The following is a 14,284-nucleotide window of genomic DNA, read 5'->3' as shown; positions in this document are numbered from 1 at the left end:
CGTCCCGCTTTTCTTATTTTTCGTCAATAACGATTCTTACTTTTTTGTCTTCAGTTGGGACAGAGTAGACAATCGTTCTTATCGCAGAGATAGTGCGACCCTTACGACCAATCACACGACCCACATCGCTTTGGTCAAGATCCAAATGATACTCCAAAAATTCTGGTGTATCTTCAATCTTGATAGTTAAGGCATCTGGTTGTGAAATCAAAGGTTTCACAATTGCAATAATGAGATTTTCAATCGTATCCATCTGTCAACCTACTTTAGAATTATTTAGAGAATTTAGAATCGTGGAATTTCTTCAATACGCCTTCTTTTGAAAGGATGTTGCGTACTGTATCTGAAGGTTGAGCTCCATCAGCCAACCATGCAAGAACGCGGTCTTCTTTCAAAGTTACTTGGTTTTCAGCAACAAGTGGGTTGTAAGTTCCAACTGTTTCGATGAAACGTCCGTCACGTGGTGAACGTGAATCTGCTACGTTAATACGGTAGAAAGGTTTTTTCTTAGAACCCATACGAGTCAAACGGATTTTTACTGCCATTTTTAATATCTCTTTTCTTTTATTTTTTATTTCGGTGAAATAGCTGAGCTATTTAGCACATGTTCTATTATAACAGATTTCTAAGAGGTGTCAAGAAAAAAACTTGACAGACTTTAAAATTTTTAAATTTTTTATAAATTTGTTAGACTAATAGGGATAAATTAGAAAGAGAAACTTTATGAATACTAGTCTAGAGAACATTTACAAAGACCACCAAGTCAAACCTTATATCTCTCCTAATCGTGATATAGAGACTTGGCTACTAAATCCCAAGCCTGTTCCCAAGCGAAATATGGAATTACTAGAAGACAATCTCCTAGCAGGAGATATTATCCTCCTCTGGAGAATCAACTTTGGAACATTCACAACCGAAACTTGGTTTCCTAAATACTTTGAGTACACTTATGGCATTGATACCCCAAAACGTTTAGAAACGATTGTTGAAAAAGGCTATGCTCTTGTTGAAACTGCTTTTGATTCGCTGGATCATCTAAATAGCACTATGAAAAAGAATATCCTGAAGAAGAAGGGGGTTACTGGACTTTCCAAGATGAAGGCTTCTGACTTGAATCAAGCCCTTCATGAGCATTTTTCAGAAGAGGAATTAGCTAGTCACTTTTCAATTCGCGGTTATAAACTAACTCCAAAAGGAGAACAAGCTCTCAAGGACCATCAGGCAATCATTGACCGCCATCCTAAAAAGAATCTTTAATCAACCAAGTCAGGTTGATTTTTTTGTAAATCATTTAAAAAACTTATAAATCATTACATTTATTGACAATCGCTTACAAAAGAGGTATGTTAGTATTAAAAGGGAGATTTCCTATGTACCAAGAACAACGATTAGAAGAAATCATTAAACTTTTAGAGGATAGAGGAAGTCTATCAGCAAAAGAAATGGTTGACCATTTCCATGTTTCCAAAGATACCATCCGTAGAGATTTTGCTATTCTCGCAAAGGAGAAACGAGCAAAAAGAACTCATGGAGGTTTATTGCCAATCCAAAAGCAAAGGATTCTTGGTTATAAAGGTCGAGTAGAACAATCTTCTAAAGAAAAAGAGAAAATTGCTCATTTAGCTACCCAACTTATTTCTGATTCACAATTAATTTTCTATGATGTTTCAACAACTGTACTTGAGTTAGCAAAAATAACAGATAAAAAAGTTACTATTTTCAGCCATTCATTGGATAATGCACTGGTCTTAGGAGAAAATGAAAATGTCGATTTTCACATTATCGGTGGTCGATTTCATAAAAAGAATCGTTTCTATTACTCATTAGAAGAATCCGAATCTTTGAATAGAATTAAATTTGACTTAGCATTTTTTGGTGCAGCTAGTCTTTCAGACGGACAAGTTAGCTTTGAGGATCAAGAAGATGTTCTAATGAAAAAAAGAGCATTTGAAACCAGTAAAATTCGCGTCTTGTTAGCTGAAACCAGCAAGATAAACAAACACTCTCATTATATTCTTTCCGAACTTACTGATTTTGATTATTGGATTACAGACAAAGAACCCGACATAGAAATTCAACAATCTTTAGATGGTAAAACAACTATTCTATTTTAAAAAGGAGAAACATATGTCAGTAATAAAGTTAATCATGAGTGATATCGATGGTACCATTTTAGACCAAAATCACCAATTAGACTCTCATTTACTAGAGCTTATGCCACTTTTGAAACAAAGTGAAATTCCTTTTGTTCTAGCTTCTGCTCGCTCTCCTCTTGGTATAGCTCCAATTTCGAAAGAACTTGGAATCACAGATTTTCCAATTGCAAGTTATAATGGTGCTCTCATTATTACAGGAGATAAAATTCTAAGTCAGCATACTATTAATAAAAAGGAATTACTCTTACTACATGATTTTTTAACAAAAGAATTTCCGACAGTTTCAATTAATGTTTATTCTGGAAAAGATTGGTACGTCAATACTTTAGATAAATGGGTAGAAATTGAAGCACAGATTACTGGAGAGAGCCCAAAAGTTACTTCACTAGCAGATTTTCTTCAGGAAGAAAAGAATCTTATTCATAAACTTTTACTAATAGATAACGCAGCTACTATCCAGAAACTTAAAGAGACATTAGCAACCATGGATTTCCCTCAAACTGACTTTTACCTCTCGAAGGATAACTATCTTGAAGTCACACATAATCAAGTATCCAAAAAACAAGCTTTATTAGAATTAGCCAACTATTATCAACTATCACTTACTGAAATTATGAGTATTGGAGATAATTATAACGATATTCCAATGATTGAGACCGCTGGACTTGGTGTTGCAATGGGAAATGCTCCTACAGATGTTAAAGCCTGTGCAAATAAAGTAACAGATTCTAATGATCAAAATGGGGTAAGTAAGGCCATAAAATTGTATGTACTATCGGAATGATCACAATTGAATATTTGAAATCCACTTTCAATTAGGGTACAATGGTAGAAATGATTTTTGAAAGGATTCCCATGAAAAAAATAGCAACACTTCTATTAATCTCAACTTTTGCCCTTGCTGGATGTAGCAGTATCCAACGTAGTCTGCGGGGGGATGACTATGTAGATTCTAGCTTGGCTGCTGAAGAAAGTTCCAAAGCAGCTGCCCAATCTGCCAAGGATCTCAAAGACGCCTTGACAAATGAGAATGCTAACTTCCCACAACTCTCTAAGGAAGTTGCTGAAGACGAAGCTGAAGTCATTCTCCACACCAGTCAAGGAGATATCCGCATCAAACTCTTTCCAAAGCTAGCTCCACTTGCGGTTGAAAATTTCCTAACTCACGCAAAAGAAGGCTACTATAATGGCGTTACCTTCCACCGAGTGATCGATGGCTTCATGGTCCAGACAGGTGATCCAAAAGGGGATGGTACTGGTGGTGAATCCATCTGGCATGATAAGGACAAGACTAAAGACCAGGGAACTGGTTTCAAGAGCGAAATTTCTCCGTATCTCTATAACATTCGTGGTTCTCTCTCTATGGCCAATACTGGTCAACCAAATTCAAATGGTAGCCAGTTCTTCATCAACCAAAATACAACGGATATTTCTGCCAAACTCCCTACGAATAGCTATCCAAAGAAAATTATCGAAGCCTACAAAGAAGGTGGAAATCCTAGTCTAGACGGTAAGCACCCTGTCTTTGGTCAAGTCATCGACGGTATGGATGTTGTTGACAAGATTGCCAAGGCTGAAAAAGACGAAAAAGACAAACCAACTACTGCTATCACTATTGACAGTATCGAAATTGTTAAGGACTACGATTTCAGTAAAAAATAGGATGACCCTAAAATAAGGAGATGTAAAAATGATTTTTTTCTGGGGTTCGAAAGGTTACCAAAAGGTCTTAGGACATACTCAAACCACTATCGAGTGTGGTCACTGTAACAACACCGAAACTTGGGAAATTTCAGAAACTGGACGTAAGTTTACCCTTTACTGGATTCCACTCTTCCTTACGGAAAAACTTATTTCGTTTATTGCCCGATTTGTCACTATGGGAAAGAAATCCAAAAATCTGATATCGAAACCTATTTGAATTACTAGCCAAAAAGCCAAGTCACACAGACTTGGCTTTTTCCTATTCTAGTTTTGCGAGTTTCTCTTTTTATGTTAGCTGATTGAAGTCCCAGATTTGGTCCATCCAGCCTTCGTAAAAGTCTGGTTCGTGACAAACCATGAGGATAGAACCCTTGTATTCTTTCAGAGCACGTTTGAGTTCGTCCTTGGCATCCACATCCAAGTGGTTGGTAGGTTCGTCAAGAACAAGGACATTATTCTCGCGGTTCATCAAGAGACAGAAACGAACCTTGGCTTGTTCCCCACCTGACAATACTTGGATTTGACTCTCAATATGTTTAGTCGTCAGACCACAACGAGCAAGGGCTGCACGAACTTCGGCTTGATTGAGTGCCGGAAAGGCATTCCAGACAGCTTCTAGTGGTGTCTGGCGATTGCCACCTTCCACTTCTTGTTCAAAGTAGCCGAGTTCTAGGTAGTCCCCACGTTCAACTTCCCCAGCAATAGGTGGAATAATCCCCAAAAGACTCTTCAAGAGGGTTGTTTTCCCGATACCATTGGCACCGATGATAGCAACCTTTTGATTGCGCTCAAAGGTAAGATTTAATGGTTTAGTAAGGGGACGGTCGTAACCAATCTGTAAGTCCTTGGCTTGGAAGATAAAGCGTCCAGGTGTACGAGCTGATTTAAATTCAAAGGATGGCTTTGGCTTCTCACTTTGGAGTTCGATGATATCCATCTTATCCAATTTCTTCTGGCGAGACATGGCCATGTTTCGTGTTGCAACACGCGCCTTGTTTCGAGCCACAAAATCCTTGAGATCCGCAATTTCTTTCTGTTGACGCTCATAGGCTGCTTCCAACTGTGATTTCTTCATGGCATAGACTTCTTGGAACTGGTAGTAATCTCCAGAGTAGCGTGTCAATTGTTGGTTTTCTACGTGATAGACAATATTGATAACGTCGTTGAGGAAAGGAATATCGTGTGAAATAAGGACAAAGGCATTCTCATAGTTCTGAAGATAGCGTTTGAGCCAGTCGATATGCTCAGCATCCAAGTAGTTGGTTGGCTCGTCCAGAAGCAAGATATCTGGCTTTTCAAGGAGGAGTTTTGCCAAAAGTACCTTGGTTCTTTGTCCACCTGACAAGGCTGTTACATCCGTATCCATTCCAAAGTCCATGACACCAAGGGCACGCGCCACTTCATCGATCTTAGCATCCAAGGTATAGAAATCACGACTTTCCAAACGGTCCTGAAGTTCTCCAACTTCTTCCATCAATGCATCAATGTCAGCGCCCTCTTCTGCCATTTCCATATAGAGTTCATTGATACGCACTTCGGCTTTGAATAATTCGTCAAAAGCTGTACGAAGAACGTCACGAACAGTTTGGCCTTCTTTAAGAACCGCATGCTGATCTAGGTAGCCAGCTGTCACATATTTAGACCATTCCACCTTACCTTCATCAGGTAACATTTTACCAGTCACGATGCTCATAAAGGTTGATTTTCCTTCACCATTAGCACCAACTAAGCCGATATGTTCACCTTTGAGGAGGCGGAAAGATACATCTTCAAAAATCGCACGATCACCAAAACCGTGACTCAAATTTTTTACTTCTAAGATACTCATTCTAATTCCTTATCTTGTTTTTATGTAATAGTTTATAGAGAAGCCAAGCCAGGTAGCCACCCAAGGTATTGGTCCACAAATCATCAATCTCAAAGACCCGATTAAAGTCTAAGAAAAAGTCTAAAACTAGTTGCGTGCATTCAATTCCCAAGCTCAATAAAAAGCTAAACAAAATCACTTTCTTCGTTTTTCTTAGACCAGGCATGAGAAAGAGAAGTTGGAAAATCAGTGGGAAGAGCAAGAGGATATTTAAGGCATTTTGTAAAAATATCCAAATCAGCTGTATGATACTTGTTACTTCCCCCAGTTTCCAAAGGGAGTTAAAAGGCGTCAAAAGAAAAACCAGGCGTCCAAAAGTTTGAATACCTGGAGTTTCCACTCCTGAAGGAAGTTGAGGCTGGGGAGTAAAACAAAAACAGACAATACAAAGACTGTATAAAAGCACTCCCAAGCTTAGTAATGTTTTTCGACTCATCTTATGGATTTACTTCCGCTACTGCTTTTTGACGATCACGCTTCATGGTATTTGAACGCAATTGTCCACAAGCCGCATCAATATCTGTACCATGTTCCTGGCGAACGACACAGTTGACACCTTTTTTCTTGAGTGTATCATAGAAGGCCATGACACGTTCTTTAGGGCTTCGGCTATACTGGTCATGCTCACTAACTGGGTTGTAAGGAATCAAGTTGACATAAGACAATTTCTTGATATTCTTAAGCAATTCTGCCAACTCAAGTGCCTGCTCTACTCCATCGTTAACTTCATTGAGCATGATATACTCAAAAGTCACACGGCGATTGGTAGTTTCGATGTAATACTCGATAGCTGCAAAGAGTTTTTCAATTGGGAAGGCACGGTTAATCTTCATGATGCTTGAACGAAGTTCATTGTTTGGCGCATGAAGAGAAACAGCAAGGTTGACCTGTACACCTTCATTAGCAAATTCACGGATTTTGTGAGCCAAACCTGAAGTTGATACTGTGATATGGCGAGCACCGATAGCCATCCCCTTATCGTCATTGATGGTACGGATAAAGTTCAAGACATTATTGTAGTTATCAAAAGGTTCTCCAATACCCATAACAACGATATGGCTTACACGTTCATCTTGTCCACGTTCGTCAAAATATTTTTGGACTAACATAATCTGCGCAACGATTTCCCCGTTATTGAGGTCACGTTGCTTCTTGATCAAGCCTGATGCACAGAAGGTACAACCGATATTGCATCCTACCTGAGTCGTTACACAGACTGACAAACCGTAGTGTTGACGCATCAGCACTGTCTCAATCAACATCCCATCTGGCAACTCAAAGAGATACTTTACAGTACCATCAGCTGATTCTTGAACGATGCGTTGTTTCAAAGGATTGACTACAAATTGATCATTGAGTTTGGCAATCAAATCCTTTGACAAGTTGGTCATTTCTTCAAATGATTGGACACGTTTACGGTAAAGCCACTCCCAGATTTGGTCGGCACGGAATTTCTTTTCTCCCTGCTCCAAGACCCATTCTTGCATGCCTTGACATGTTAAACTATAAATAGACGGTTTCATGTTTTCTCCTTATTCTCTAATCTTTCTGACGGATGACGAAATGACGTTGCCCCTTGTCTTCTTTCTGAGATTTCTGTTCTTTTGAACGGCGTCTATTTCTCTTATCCGCATTATTTCTTTTCTTACTTTGGAAAGTCTTTTTCCCTTTGCGAGTATCTTTTTCTTCCTCTTTTTTGCGCATCTTTTGGTCAAACGGTGCTCGTTTAGGAACTTCATTTTCTAGAACAAAATAGGCACAACCATAGCTACAATACTCAAGTAGGTAATCTTGTAAACGACTGATTTTCTCAAGAGACTCTTCAGCTCGCTCATTCTTGTAGAAACCACGTAAACGCAACTGCTCATTACTCCAGTCTCCAACAATATAATCGAACTTACTTAAAACTTCAGAAAAGCGTTGAGTAAATGCCGTTGCATCAAAAGCATCCTTACTATTTTCAACCAAAGTAAAGGTAAACCCTTCAGCTTCGACTTTATCTCCAGATAGATGAAATTCAGGACCAGGGAATTTATTGTAATTATATAATTCGGGTGCAATCTCTTTACGCATAATATTCCTTTTTAACGTTTACTTAGTACTCTATTTTACCATATTTTCGCCACATTTTCACCTTTAGCATTAAAATGAAAAAAGTCTGACGATTTAAGAATCTCTATCTAAAAACTCGACTTTCGTAGACAAGAAAAAAACTGGGGCTTCCCAGTTTTGAGTGATTATAGGTAAAGTAATTTGAAAAGCGCTACTGCTGCAATACCAGCTGCAATCGGTGCAACTACTGGTACCCAAGCATACCACCATTTTGAATCACCCTTGTGTTGACCAAGGATTGATTTTGGAAGGAAGGCATGAAGGAGACGTGGTCCAAAGTCACGAGCTGGGTTCAAACCAGGTCCTGTAGGTCCGCCAAGTGAAGTAACCAAGGCCATTACCAAGAAACCAAGAGCCAAGTGACCAACAGCAAGTCCTGAAGCTGTATGAGGCGCTACTTGAGCTTTAATTGCCAAATCAGAGAAGTCAACATTTTGACCTGCTTGAGTCGCCATTTGTTTCATGTATTGGAGAACTTCAGCACCAAAAAAGTTCTTTGTCATACCAAGTGCTGCAAAGAAGAGAACGAATGAACCAACAAACTCGTTGATAAAACCGTTAACTGTTGCTGCAAAGCGTGATTCTTTTGTTCCGTTGTCAATACTTGAAATAGTTGAGAAAGTTCCCAAGATATTGTTTGCTTTTTCAGTTTGCAAGTAGTAAGGACGGTGAGTTGCAACAACCAAGGCTTGTCCGAAGATTGCTCCCAAGACTTGTGCAACGATGTATGGTGCTACTTGTGCCCAAGGGAAAAGTCCGCTAACTGCTAGACCAAGAGTGAAGGCTGGGTTGATGTGGTTACCAGAAACATTACCAAACATCAAGGCAGGGATCATAACCCCCATACCGTAACCAACAGCGATAACGAGCCAGCCACTTTGGTGACCTTTCGTACCTTTAAGTTCAACGTTGGCAACTGCACCATTTCCCAAGATAATTAAGATGGCTGTTCCCAAAAATTCAGTGGCATATTTGACTGCCCATGCAAAATCCATTGATAGATTCTCCTTAATATTTTTTAGACAATCCCTATTCTATCAATTTTTAAGCCTTTTAGCAACAGATATTCTAAAAGAATACTGCAGGAAAACGCTTTTATTTCAGCACTTCAAAAAAGACCTAACAAACCTAGTTTGTTAAGTCAAAATTTTGATTATTCTTGACGCTGACCAAAGTCCTTAATCATCTGATCCATTTCCTCACGACTTGGTGTCGTTAGCATATAGAGAAAGTCTCCTTGCAATTCAGCAAAGGCTGCAGGCATGATTTTCTTAACCTTAAATTGCTGACCGTATTTGGCTAGCAAGTCTTCTTCTGAATAAACATAGTTGGCATTGGCGCGACGAGATGTTGCCAAGCAGTACAGGGGCTCGAATTGTGAAGCAGGGAATGGCTCACCCGCAACGATCGCTGCATAACCCTTGTACAAATCTAAAGAATGGGCATAGTTATAAACATCAATGGTGAAGCCACCCGCTGGACGGTTATTGTACTCAATGGCAATATAATCATCACCCTCACGGAAGAACTCGATATGGAAGAAACGTTCTTTCATGCCAAATTCTTTAACGATTGCCTCACCATACTTGCGCAATTTTGGATCCATATCTTTAAGAACATAATAAGAATTGTCCATCTTGTAAATCATGAGATCAAGCGGTGTGTGGGCATAGTCAAAGGTCGTAGAAAAGACGATATTTCCATCTCTATCTACCAAACCATCGAAGGTACAGATTTCACTAGAGGTAACAAATTTTTCAAAGAAATAAACGGTTGAATGGTCCCATTCTGCCTTGAAATGATGGATATCCTCTTCTGTTTCAAGCTTGAAGGTTGCTGCCGCTCCCACTCCATTGTCAGGTTTGGCAATCATCGGAAGGCCAATTTCTTTCACAGCTTTGTCAACATCTGCATCTGTTTCAATGACAGCACCTGGAACCACTGGAACTCCAGCTTTTTTGAAGAGTTTCTTCATTTCAGACTTGAACTTGGTCTTTTTAAGGTCGTCTGGTTTGGCACCAAAGACATGAAATTGTTCACGAAGAGCAGCATCCAACTCTAGCCAGTATTCATTGTGAGATTCGATACGGTCAATTGGACCATGCTTATAAAAGAGAAAGGCAACTGCACGTTTAACTTCATCAATATTTTCAAGATTATCAACACGGAAATACTCAGTCAAGCTATTGCGCAATGGCTCATCTAGTTGTTCATAGGGTTCTTGCCCAATCCCTAGAACGGTGATTCCTTTATTGGCTAGTTCAATACTAAACTGTTGGAAATTTTGTGGGTAATAGGGTGAAATTACAAGATAATTCATATGCTACTCCTTTTATAGACTCATGTGACCGAGGAAATATGGCATTTGTTTGCGCCACCAATCCCAATCATGGGCAACATCATGCCCCCATTCTGCAAACCAGGCAGGAATTTGTTTTTGGTCAAAAGCTTCTTTTAACTTGTAGTAAGAAGGCAGGCCATCATGCTCCCAAGCACCTAAGCCAGTACAAATCACAATCTCAGCCTGACGGTAACGGTCAATAAACCAACCATCATTTTGATTCCAGATATAGTCTACTGGTGAATTTTGATAGATAGCATCATCATTGTAGTAGTCACCTACAAAGAAACGCGCATCATAGACACCACTGAGAGCGATTACCTTGGTAAAGACATCTGGATGCTGAAGGAAAAAGTTAAGTGCATGATAGGCTCCCATAGAACAGCCTGTCGTCATCATGCCGTCGAACCAGCCTGTTTTGTGCTTGATAAAAGGAATGGCTTCTTCAATAACGTATCGCTCATAAGCACGGTGCATTTCAGCTTGGTCATGACCATTTTTCCATGTTGCTAGCCAACTCTCACTATCGACACTTGAAAGGGTAAAGAATTGCACTCGACCTTCCTCGATAAAGGATGCACATGCATCAATCATGCCAAAATCATAGTATTCATTGTGGCTACCACCTGAGGAAGCAAAGACAACCACTGGGATACCTGCGTGTCCGTAACGATTAACATACATTTCACGGTTAAGATGACCACTCCAGTGGCTAAGATGTTCAATATTCATATCCTGTCTCCTTTATACTAGTTACCAATTTTCTGCAAAAAAGCGTAGGCAAGCTGGGAGATTTTCTGACCATGGCACTTCATGGTGAATGGCTCCAGCCTGAACCTTGAGCAAGAGATTTTCCAACTGCACTCCTCCCGCTATCAAATCATGATAATAGCGAAGGGAAGAGTCGATATAGGCCTGCTTAATATTGCCAGCCATGAGGGTCTTGTCTGTGTCATCCGCCTCTTCCGTTCCAACATAGATGAAGACTCGTTGGTCAGGTAATAGTTTCTTACGCTCCATATAGCGATCAAAGGCCTCTTGGTGAAGCCAGTTGGCTGATGAAAAGACACCCAAGCAGCCAATCTGGTCTTGATACTCCAAGCCAATAAACTGGGTAATGTTGCCGCCTAGAGAAGAACCAACCATAGCAGTATGCTTGCGGTCTGATTTTGTACGATAGTTTTCATCAATAAAGGGTTTGACCACTTCCATGACAAACTCAGCGTACTCGACTCCCTTACCACCAAATTGTTGGCCAGGAATGTTGGACTCTTGGAATTTCCATGCCGCATACTCATTCATCCGTCCAAGTCCATCATTGTCAATGGCCACTACAATCATACGGCTGATATCTGGATTCCGTTTAATGGTCGGAATGATCTTCCATGAATGACCGACATAGGATTCTTTACTGTAAAAGACATTTTGACCATCATGGAAATAGACAACTGGATAAGTTCGATCCGTGTCTTTCTCGTAGTTTTTCGGGAGGAGAACACGTACACGGCGCTCCTTGCCTGTGTATGGAACCTTGAGTTTATGTTCTCGCATTTTCAGATAAAAGTAGGATTGATTCATTGTCAGAAAACTCTCTATATTCAAAATTTTACCTAATTATATCATAAAAATAGAAAAAAAGTCAGTTTCCGTCCAAATTTAGGACAATAAACTAACTTTTTTCCTTAATTTTATATTTTCCTCTGGTTTTTCTGATTAAAGGAGATCATCGATCAACTCATCGACCGCATCCTTCTCAGCCTGAGGTGTAATTTCAGTAATCATGATTCCTGCTACTGCACGTTCAACCAATCCTTCAACATCCATTCGAGCTTCATACTGCTCTGCATTCTTAATCTTAGGATTTGTCTTCGGACGATCGGGTGCAAAAATAGTACAACAGTCTTCAAAAGGCTGGATGGAAATTTCAAAGGTATCAATTTCCTGAGCAATATCAATGATTTCTAGCTTGTCCATAGTTACAACTGGACGAATGATTGGCATATTTGTGACAGCATTGATAGCCTGCATACTTTCAAGAGTTTGGCTGGCCACCTGACCAAGACTTTCACCATTGATAATGACCAAACCATTTCGCACTTCACGGATACGGTCTGTAATCCGCATCATAAAGCGGCGAGTCAGAGTCATAAGGTAAGCTTCTGGGGCCTTAGCCTTAATCTCTTCTTGGATTTCAGTGAAAGGCACTTCGATAAACTGGATATTCCCACCGAACTTAGTCAATTTACGGGTCAAATCCTGAGCTTTCTTGAGGGCACCTGGACTAGTATACGGTGGACTAGCGAAGTGAACAGCCTCGATATCTACGCCACGTTTCAAAGCAAGATAACCTGCTACAGGTGAGTCAATCCCCCCTGACAACATGAGCATGCCTTTCCCTGAAGTTCCAACCGGTAAACCACCAGCTCCTCGAATGGTTTCATAAGAAAGGTAGGCCGCCTCTTCACGAATCTCCACTTGCAGATTGATATCAGGATTTTTCATTTGTGCTTGTACATTGGGAATGGCTTCAAATACTGCACCACCAAGAGTTTGGTTGAGTTCACGACTATCCAGTTCAAAGTTGTGATCACTACGTTTGCTAGAGATCTTAAAGGTCATGCCTTCCTTATAGATGTCCTTCATAATCTCTTGGACAGCAGATTTCAGAACTTCTACAGATTTTTCAACCTTGTATACTGGCGAAAAGTTTTGAATTCCGAAAACTTGCTTGAGTGACTCGGCAACTGCTGTATAGTCGGCACCATTTAGATAAGCATGGGCGCGATCGCGGTCTGCTGTCACTTTGACTTGAGGATAAATGGACAAAACGTCTGAGATATTATTACGTAGTTTATTGATGAAACGCATCCGGTTTTTACCCTTGGTTGAAAGCTCTCCGTAGCGAATCATAATTTCTGAATACTGCATGAATGCTCCTATCTTACTTTTCTAGTTTGATTGTAAATTAATTTTAGTTTGGTCAAAAATTGCTCAACTTGACTCATGTCATTTTCTAGATCTAGGCTAAGACGTACTGCTGACTGAGCCTTATCCTTTTCAATCCCCATGGCTATCAGGGTCCCAGCAGGTTTCCCAGCCTTGGACGAGCAAGCTGACGTTGTAGAAATGAAAATATCATAGTCTTCAAAAGCATGAACGATGACTTCCCCACGAACTCCCTTAATTCCGAAGGTCAGAATATGAGGAGCAAAGTCTTCCTCACCTGAGAAAACAAAAATATCTGGATAAGCAAGAAGGGCTTGATGAATGACTGCCTTCAGTTGGGCTGTCTTAGCCGTAAACAAGTCTAGTTTTTCCATAGCCAATCGTAGGGCCTTGGCTGTTGCTGCAATTCCTGCTACATTCTCAGTTGTTGAGCGATAGTCACGCTCTTGGCCACCACCAGTTAAAAGCGGTGTAATTTTCTTACCAGACTTGATATAGACAAATCCAACACCACGAACTCCGTGGAATTTATGACTAGAGAAGGTCGCAAAATCCACTCGGTCAGTCAAATACTTTTCTGTTGGTATTTTAGCCAAGGCTTGAACGGCATCAACGTGGAAGGAAATCGTTGGCTTATCAGCTAATAGTTCTGATATAGCTTCAATAGGCTGGATTGAGCCGATTTCATTGTTAACCGCCATAACGGAGACTAGCGTTGTATCAGGACGGAGTAGGTTTTCTAAAGCAGCTACATCTACAAATCCTTTTTCATTTACAGGTGCAAAATCCACTTCAAAACCTTGAGTCTTGAGCCAGAGAGCCGACTCCTTAACTGCTGGGTGCTCAATGTCAGACACAATAATGTGTTTACCAAACTGCGCTTTTTCAAAAGCAACCCCTTTGATAACCCAATTATCCCCTTCAGTCCCACCAGAGGTAAAGAAGATTTCTTCGCTTTTCTTGCCAATCAAATCTGCAATCTGCTGTCGAGAAGCTTCTAAAATTCTGGTAGACTGGTCTCCCAAACGATGGAGACTCGAAGGATTTCCAATAATTTTTGCAGACACTTGCATATAGGTTTCAAGTGCTTCTGGATAAGGCTTAGTCGTTGCCGAATTATCAAAGTAAATCATGGTTTCTCACGCTTTCTAAAATCAC

General features: G+C 40.2%; 16 protein-coding genes and 1 pseudogene. 5 read left to right on the top strand and 12 right to left on the bottom strand.

Translation table 11 applies throughout. The features are described from left to right. Positions 1-13: 13 nt before the first annotated feature. Positions 14-253 (bottom strand): RNA-binding protein KphA, encoded by a 240-nt coding sequence (gene kphA / locus O3658_RS03140; protein ID WP_000379617.1) that lies wholly within the window; start codon positions 251-253, stop codon positions 14-16. 19 nt (positions 254-272) lie between these two features. Then, positions 273-545: a 30S ribosomal protein S16 gene (rpsP, locus tag O3658_RS03135; RefSeq protein WP_000268760.1), complete on the bottom strand. Its 273-nt coding sequence runs from the start codon at positions 543-545 to the stop codon at positions 273-275. A gap of 178 nt (positions 546-723) precedes the next feature. Between rpsP and O3658_RS03130 the strand changes: the two genes are divergently transcribed. The 5 genes and pseudogenes from O3658_RS03130 to O3658_RS03110 all read left to right on the top strand — a co-directional run bounded on the left by O3658_RS03130 (position 724) and on the right by O3658_RS03110 (position 4,085). Next, on the top strand, positions 724-1,257 hold the full coding sequence (locus O3658_RS03130; RefSeq protein ID WP_371559266.1) for a hypothetical protein: 534 nt from the start codon (positions 724-726) through the stop codon (positions 1,255-1,257). A gap of 113 nt (positions 1,258-1,370) precedes the next feature. Next, positions 1,371-2,114, top strand: coding sequence for a DeoR/GlpR family DNA-binding transcription regulator (locus O3658_RS03125; protein WP_371559264.1), 744 nt, complete (start codon positions 1,371-1,373; stop codon positions 2,112-2,114). Positions 2,115-2,127: 13 nt separating this feature from the next. After that, positions 2,128-2,940 (top strand): HAD family hydrolase, encoded by an 813-nt coding sequence (locus O3658_RS03120; protein WP_371559263.1) that lies wholly within the window; start codon positions 2,128-2,130, stop codon positions 2,938-2,940. A gap of 71 nt (positions 2,941-3,011) precedes the next feature. Then, the gene (locus O3658_RS03115) at positions 3,012-3,818 is read left to right on the top strand and encodes a peptidylprolyl isomerase (protein ID WP_371559262.1); all 807 of its coding nucleotides are present in this window, start codon (positions 3,012-3,014) and stop codon (positions 3,816-3,818) included. Between the two features lie 28 nt (positions 3,819-3,846). Then, positions 3,847-4,085, top strand: a pseudogene (locus O3658_RS03110) (zinc-ribbon domain-containing protein). Positions 4,086-4,146: 61 nt separating this feature from the next. Here O3658_RS03110 and O3658_RS03105 read toward each other — a convergent pair. The 10 genes from O3658_RS03105 to O3658_RS03060 all read right to left on the bottom strand — a co-directional run bounded on the left by O3658_RS03105 (position 4,147) and on the right by O3658_RS03060 (position 14,259). Beyond that, positions 4,147-5,688, bottom strand: a complete 1,542-nt coding sequence (locus O3658_RS03105; RefSeq protein WP_371559261.1) for an ABC-F family ATP-binding cassette domain-containing protein — start codon at positions 5,686-5,688, stop codon at positions 4,147-4,149. Position 5,689: 1 nt separating this feature from the next. After that, positions 5,690-6,163, bottom strand: coding sequence for a VanZ family protein (locus tag O3658_RS03100; RefSeq protein ID WP_371559259.1), 474 nt, complete (start codon positions 6,161-6,163; stop codon positions 5,690-5,692). A 1-nt stretch (position 6,164) separates the two neighbouring features. Then, entirely contained in the window at positions 6,165-7,250 is a 1,086-nt protein-coding gene (rlmN, locus tag O3658_RS03095) for a 23S rRNA (adenine(2503)-C(2))-methyltransferase RlmN (protein ID WP_371559258.1), read from the bottom strand. A gap of 16 nt (positions 7,251-7,266) precedes the next feature. Beyond that, positions 7,267-7,800 (bottom strand): YutD family protein, encoded by a 534-nt coding sequence (locus O3658_RS03090; RefSeq protein WP_371559257.1) that lies wholly within the window; start codon positions 7,798-7,800, stop codon positions 7,267-7,269. A 164-nt stretch (positions 7,801-7,964) separates the two neighbouring features. Beyond that, entirely contained in the window at positions 7,965-8,834 is an 870-nt protein-coding gene (gene gla, locus O3658_RS03085; RefSeq protein ID WP_371559256.1) for an aquaglyceroporin Gla, read from the bottom strand. Between the two features lie 158 nt (positions 8,835-8,992). Then, positions 8,993-10,159 carry an acetyl-CoA carboxylase biotin carboxylase subunit family protein gene (locus O3658_RS03080; RefSeq protein ID WP_371559254.1) on the bottom strand — a complete coding sequence of 389 codons (1,167 nt, stop codon included), beginning with the start codon at positions 10,157-10,159 and terminating at the stop codon, positions 8,993-8,995. A gap of 12 nt (positions 10,160-10,171) precedes the next feature. Further along, the gene (locus O3658_RS03075; RefSeq protein WP_371559253.1) at positions 10,172-10,912 is read right to left on the bottom strand and encodes an esterase family protein; all 741 of its coding nucleotides are present in this window, start codon (positions 10,910-10,912) and stop codon (positions 10,172-10,174) included. Between the two features lie 21 nt (positions 10,913-10,933). Then, on the bottom strand, positions 10,934-11,758 hold the full coding sequence (locus tag O3658_RS03070; protein WP_371559252.1) for an alpha/beta hydrolase: 825 nt from the start codon (positions 11,756-11,758) through the stop codon (positions 10,934-10,936). Positions 11,759-11,893: 135 nt separating this feature from the next. Next, positions 11,894-13,108 carry a tRNA uracil 4-sulfurtransferase ThiI gene (gene thiI, locus O3658_RS03065; protein ID WP_371559251.1) on the bottom strand — a complete coding sequence of 405 codons (1,215 nt, stop codon included), beginning with the start codon at positions 13,106-13,108 and terminating at the stop codon, positions 11,894-11,896. A gap of 8 nt (positions 13,109-13,116) precedes the next feature. Next, positions 13,117-14,259, bottom strand: a complete 1,143-nt coding sequence (locus O3658_RS03060) for a cysteine desulfurase family protein (RefSeq protein ID WP_371559249.1) — start codon at positions 14,257-14,259, stop codon at positions 13,117-13,119. Positions 14,260-14,284: the final 25 nt, after the last annotated feature.

Origin of the sequence: Streptococcus sp. 27098_8_69 (genome assembly GCF_041432445.1) — a bacterium.
GTDB lineage: Bacteria > Bacillota > Bacilli > Lactobacillales > Streptococcaceae > Streptococcus.
This window is presented reverse-complemented; position numbering and strand designations above follow the sequence as displayed.

What these genes read in the sequence shown, in the direction of transcription:
- kphA (WP_000379617.1), bottom strand. Translation starts at nt 253, where the DNA reads ATGGATACGATTGAAAATCTCATTATTGCAATTGTGAAACCTTTGATT.
- rpsP (WP_000268760.1), bottom strand. Translation starts at nt 545, where the DNA reads ATGGCAGTAAAAATCCGTTTGACTCGTATGGGTTCTAAGAAAAAACCT.
- O3658_RS03130 (WP_371559266.1), top strand. Translation starts at nt 724, where the DNA reads ATGAATACTAGTCTAGAGAACATTTACAAAGACCACCAAGTCAAACCT.
- O3658_RS03125 (WP_371559264.1), top strand. Translation starts at nt 1,371, where the DNA reads ATGTACCAAGAACAACGATTAGAAGAAATCATTAAACTTTTAGAGGAT.
- O3658_RS03120 (WP_371559263.1), top strand. Translation starts at nt 2,128, where the DNA reads ATGTCAGTAATAAAGTTAATCATGAGTGATATCGATGGTACCATTTTA.
- O3658_RS03115 (WP_371559262.1), top strand. Translation starts at nt 3,012, where the DNA reads ATGAAAAAAATAGCAACACTTCTATTAATCTCAACTTTTGCCCTTGCT.
- O3658_RS03105 (WP_371559261.1), bottom strand. Translation starts at nt 5,688, where the DNA reads ATGAGTATCTTAGAAGTAAAAAATTTGAGTCACGGTTTTGGTGATCGT.
- O3658_RS03100 (WP_371559259.1), bottom strand. Translation starts at nt 6,163, where the DNA reads ATGAGTCGAAAAACATTACTAAGCTTGGGAGTGCTTTTATACAGTCTT.
- rlmN (WP_371559258.1), bottom strand. Translation starts at nt 7,250, where the DNA reads ATGAAACCGTCTATTTATAGTTTAACATGTCAAGGCATGCAAGAATGG.
- O3658_RS03090 (WP_371559257.1), bottom strand. Translation starts at nt 7,800, where the DNA reads ATGCGTAAAGAGATTGCACCCGAATTATATAATTACAATAAATTCCCT.
- gla (WP_371559256.1), bottom strand. Translation starts at nt 8,834, where the DNA reads ATGGATTTTGCATGGGCAGTCAAATATGCCACTGAATTTTTGGGAACA.
- O3658_RS03080 (WP_371559254.1), bottom strand. Translation starts at nt 10,159, where the DNA reads ATGAATTATCTTGTAATTTCACCCTATTACCCACAAAATTTCCAACAG.
- O3658_RS03075 (WP_371559253.1), bottom strand. Translation starts at nt 10,912, where the DNA reads ATGAATATTGAACATCTTAGCCACTGGAGTGGTCATCTTAACCGTGAA.
- O3658_RS03070 (WP_371559252.1), bottom strand. Translation starts at nt 11,758, where the DNA reads ATGAATCAATCCTACTTTTATCTGAAAATGCGAGAACATAAACTCAAG.
- thiI (WP_371559251.1), bottom strand. Translation starts at nt 13,108, where the DNA reads ATGCAGTATTCAGAAATTATGATTCGCTACGGAGAGCTTTCAACCAAG.
- O3658_RS03060 (WP_371559249.1), bottom strand. Translation starts at nt 14,259, where the DNA reads ATGATTTACTTTGATAATTCGGCAACGACTAAGCCTTATCCAGAAGCA.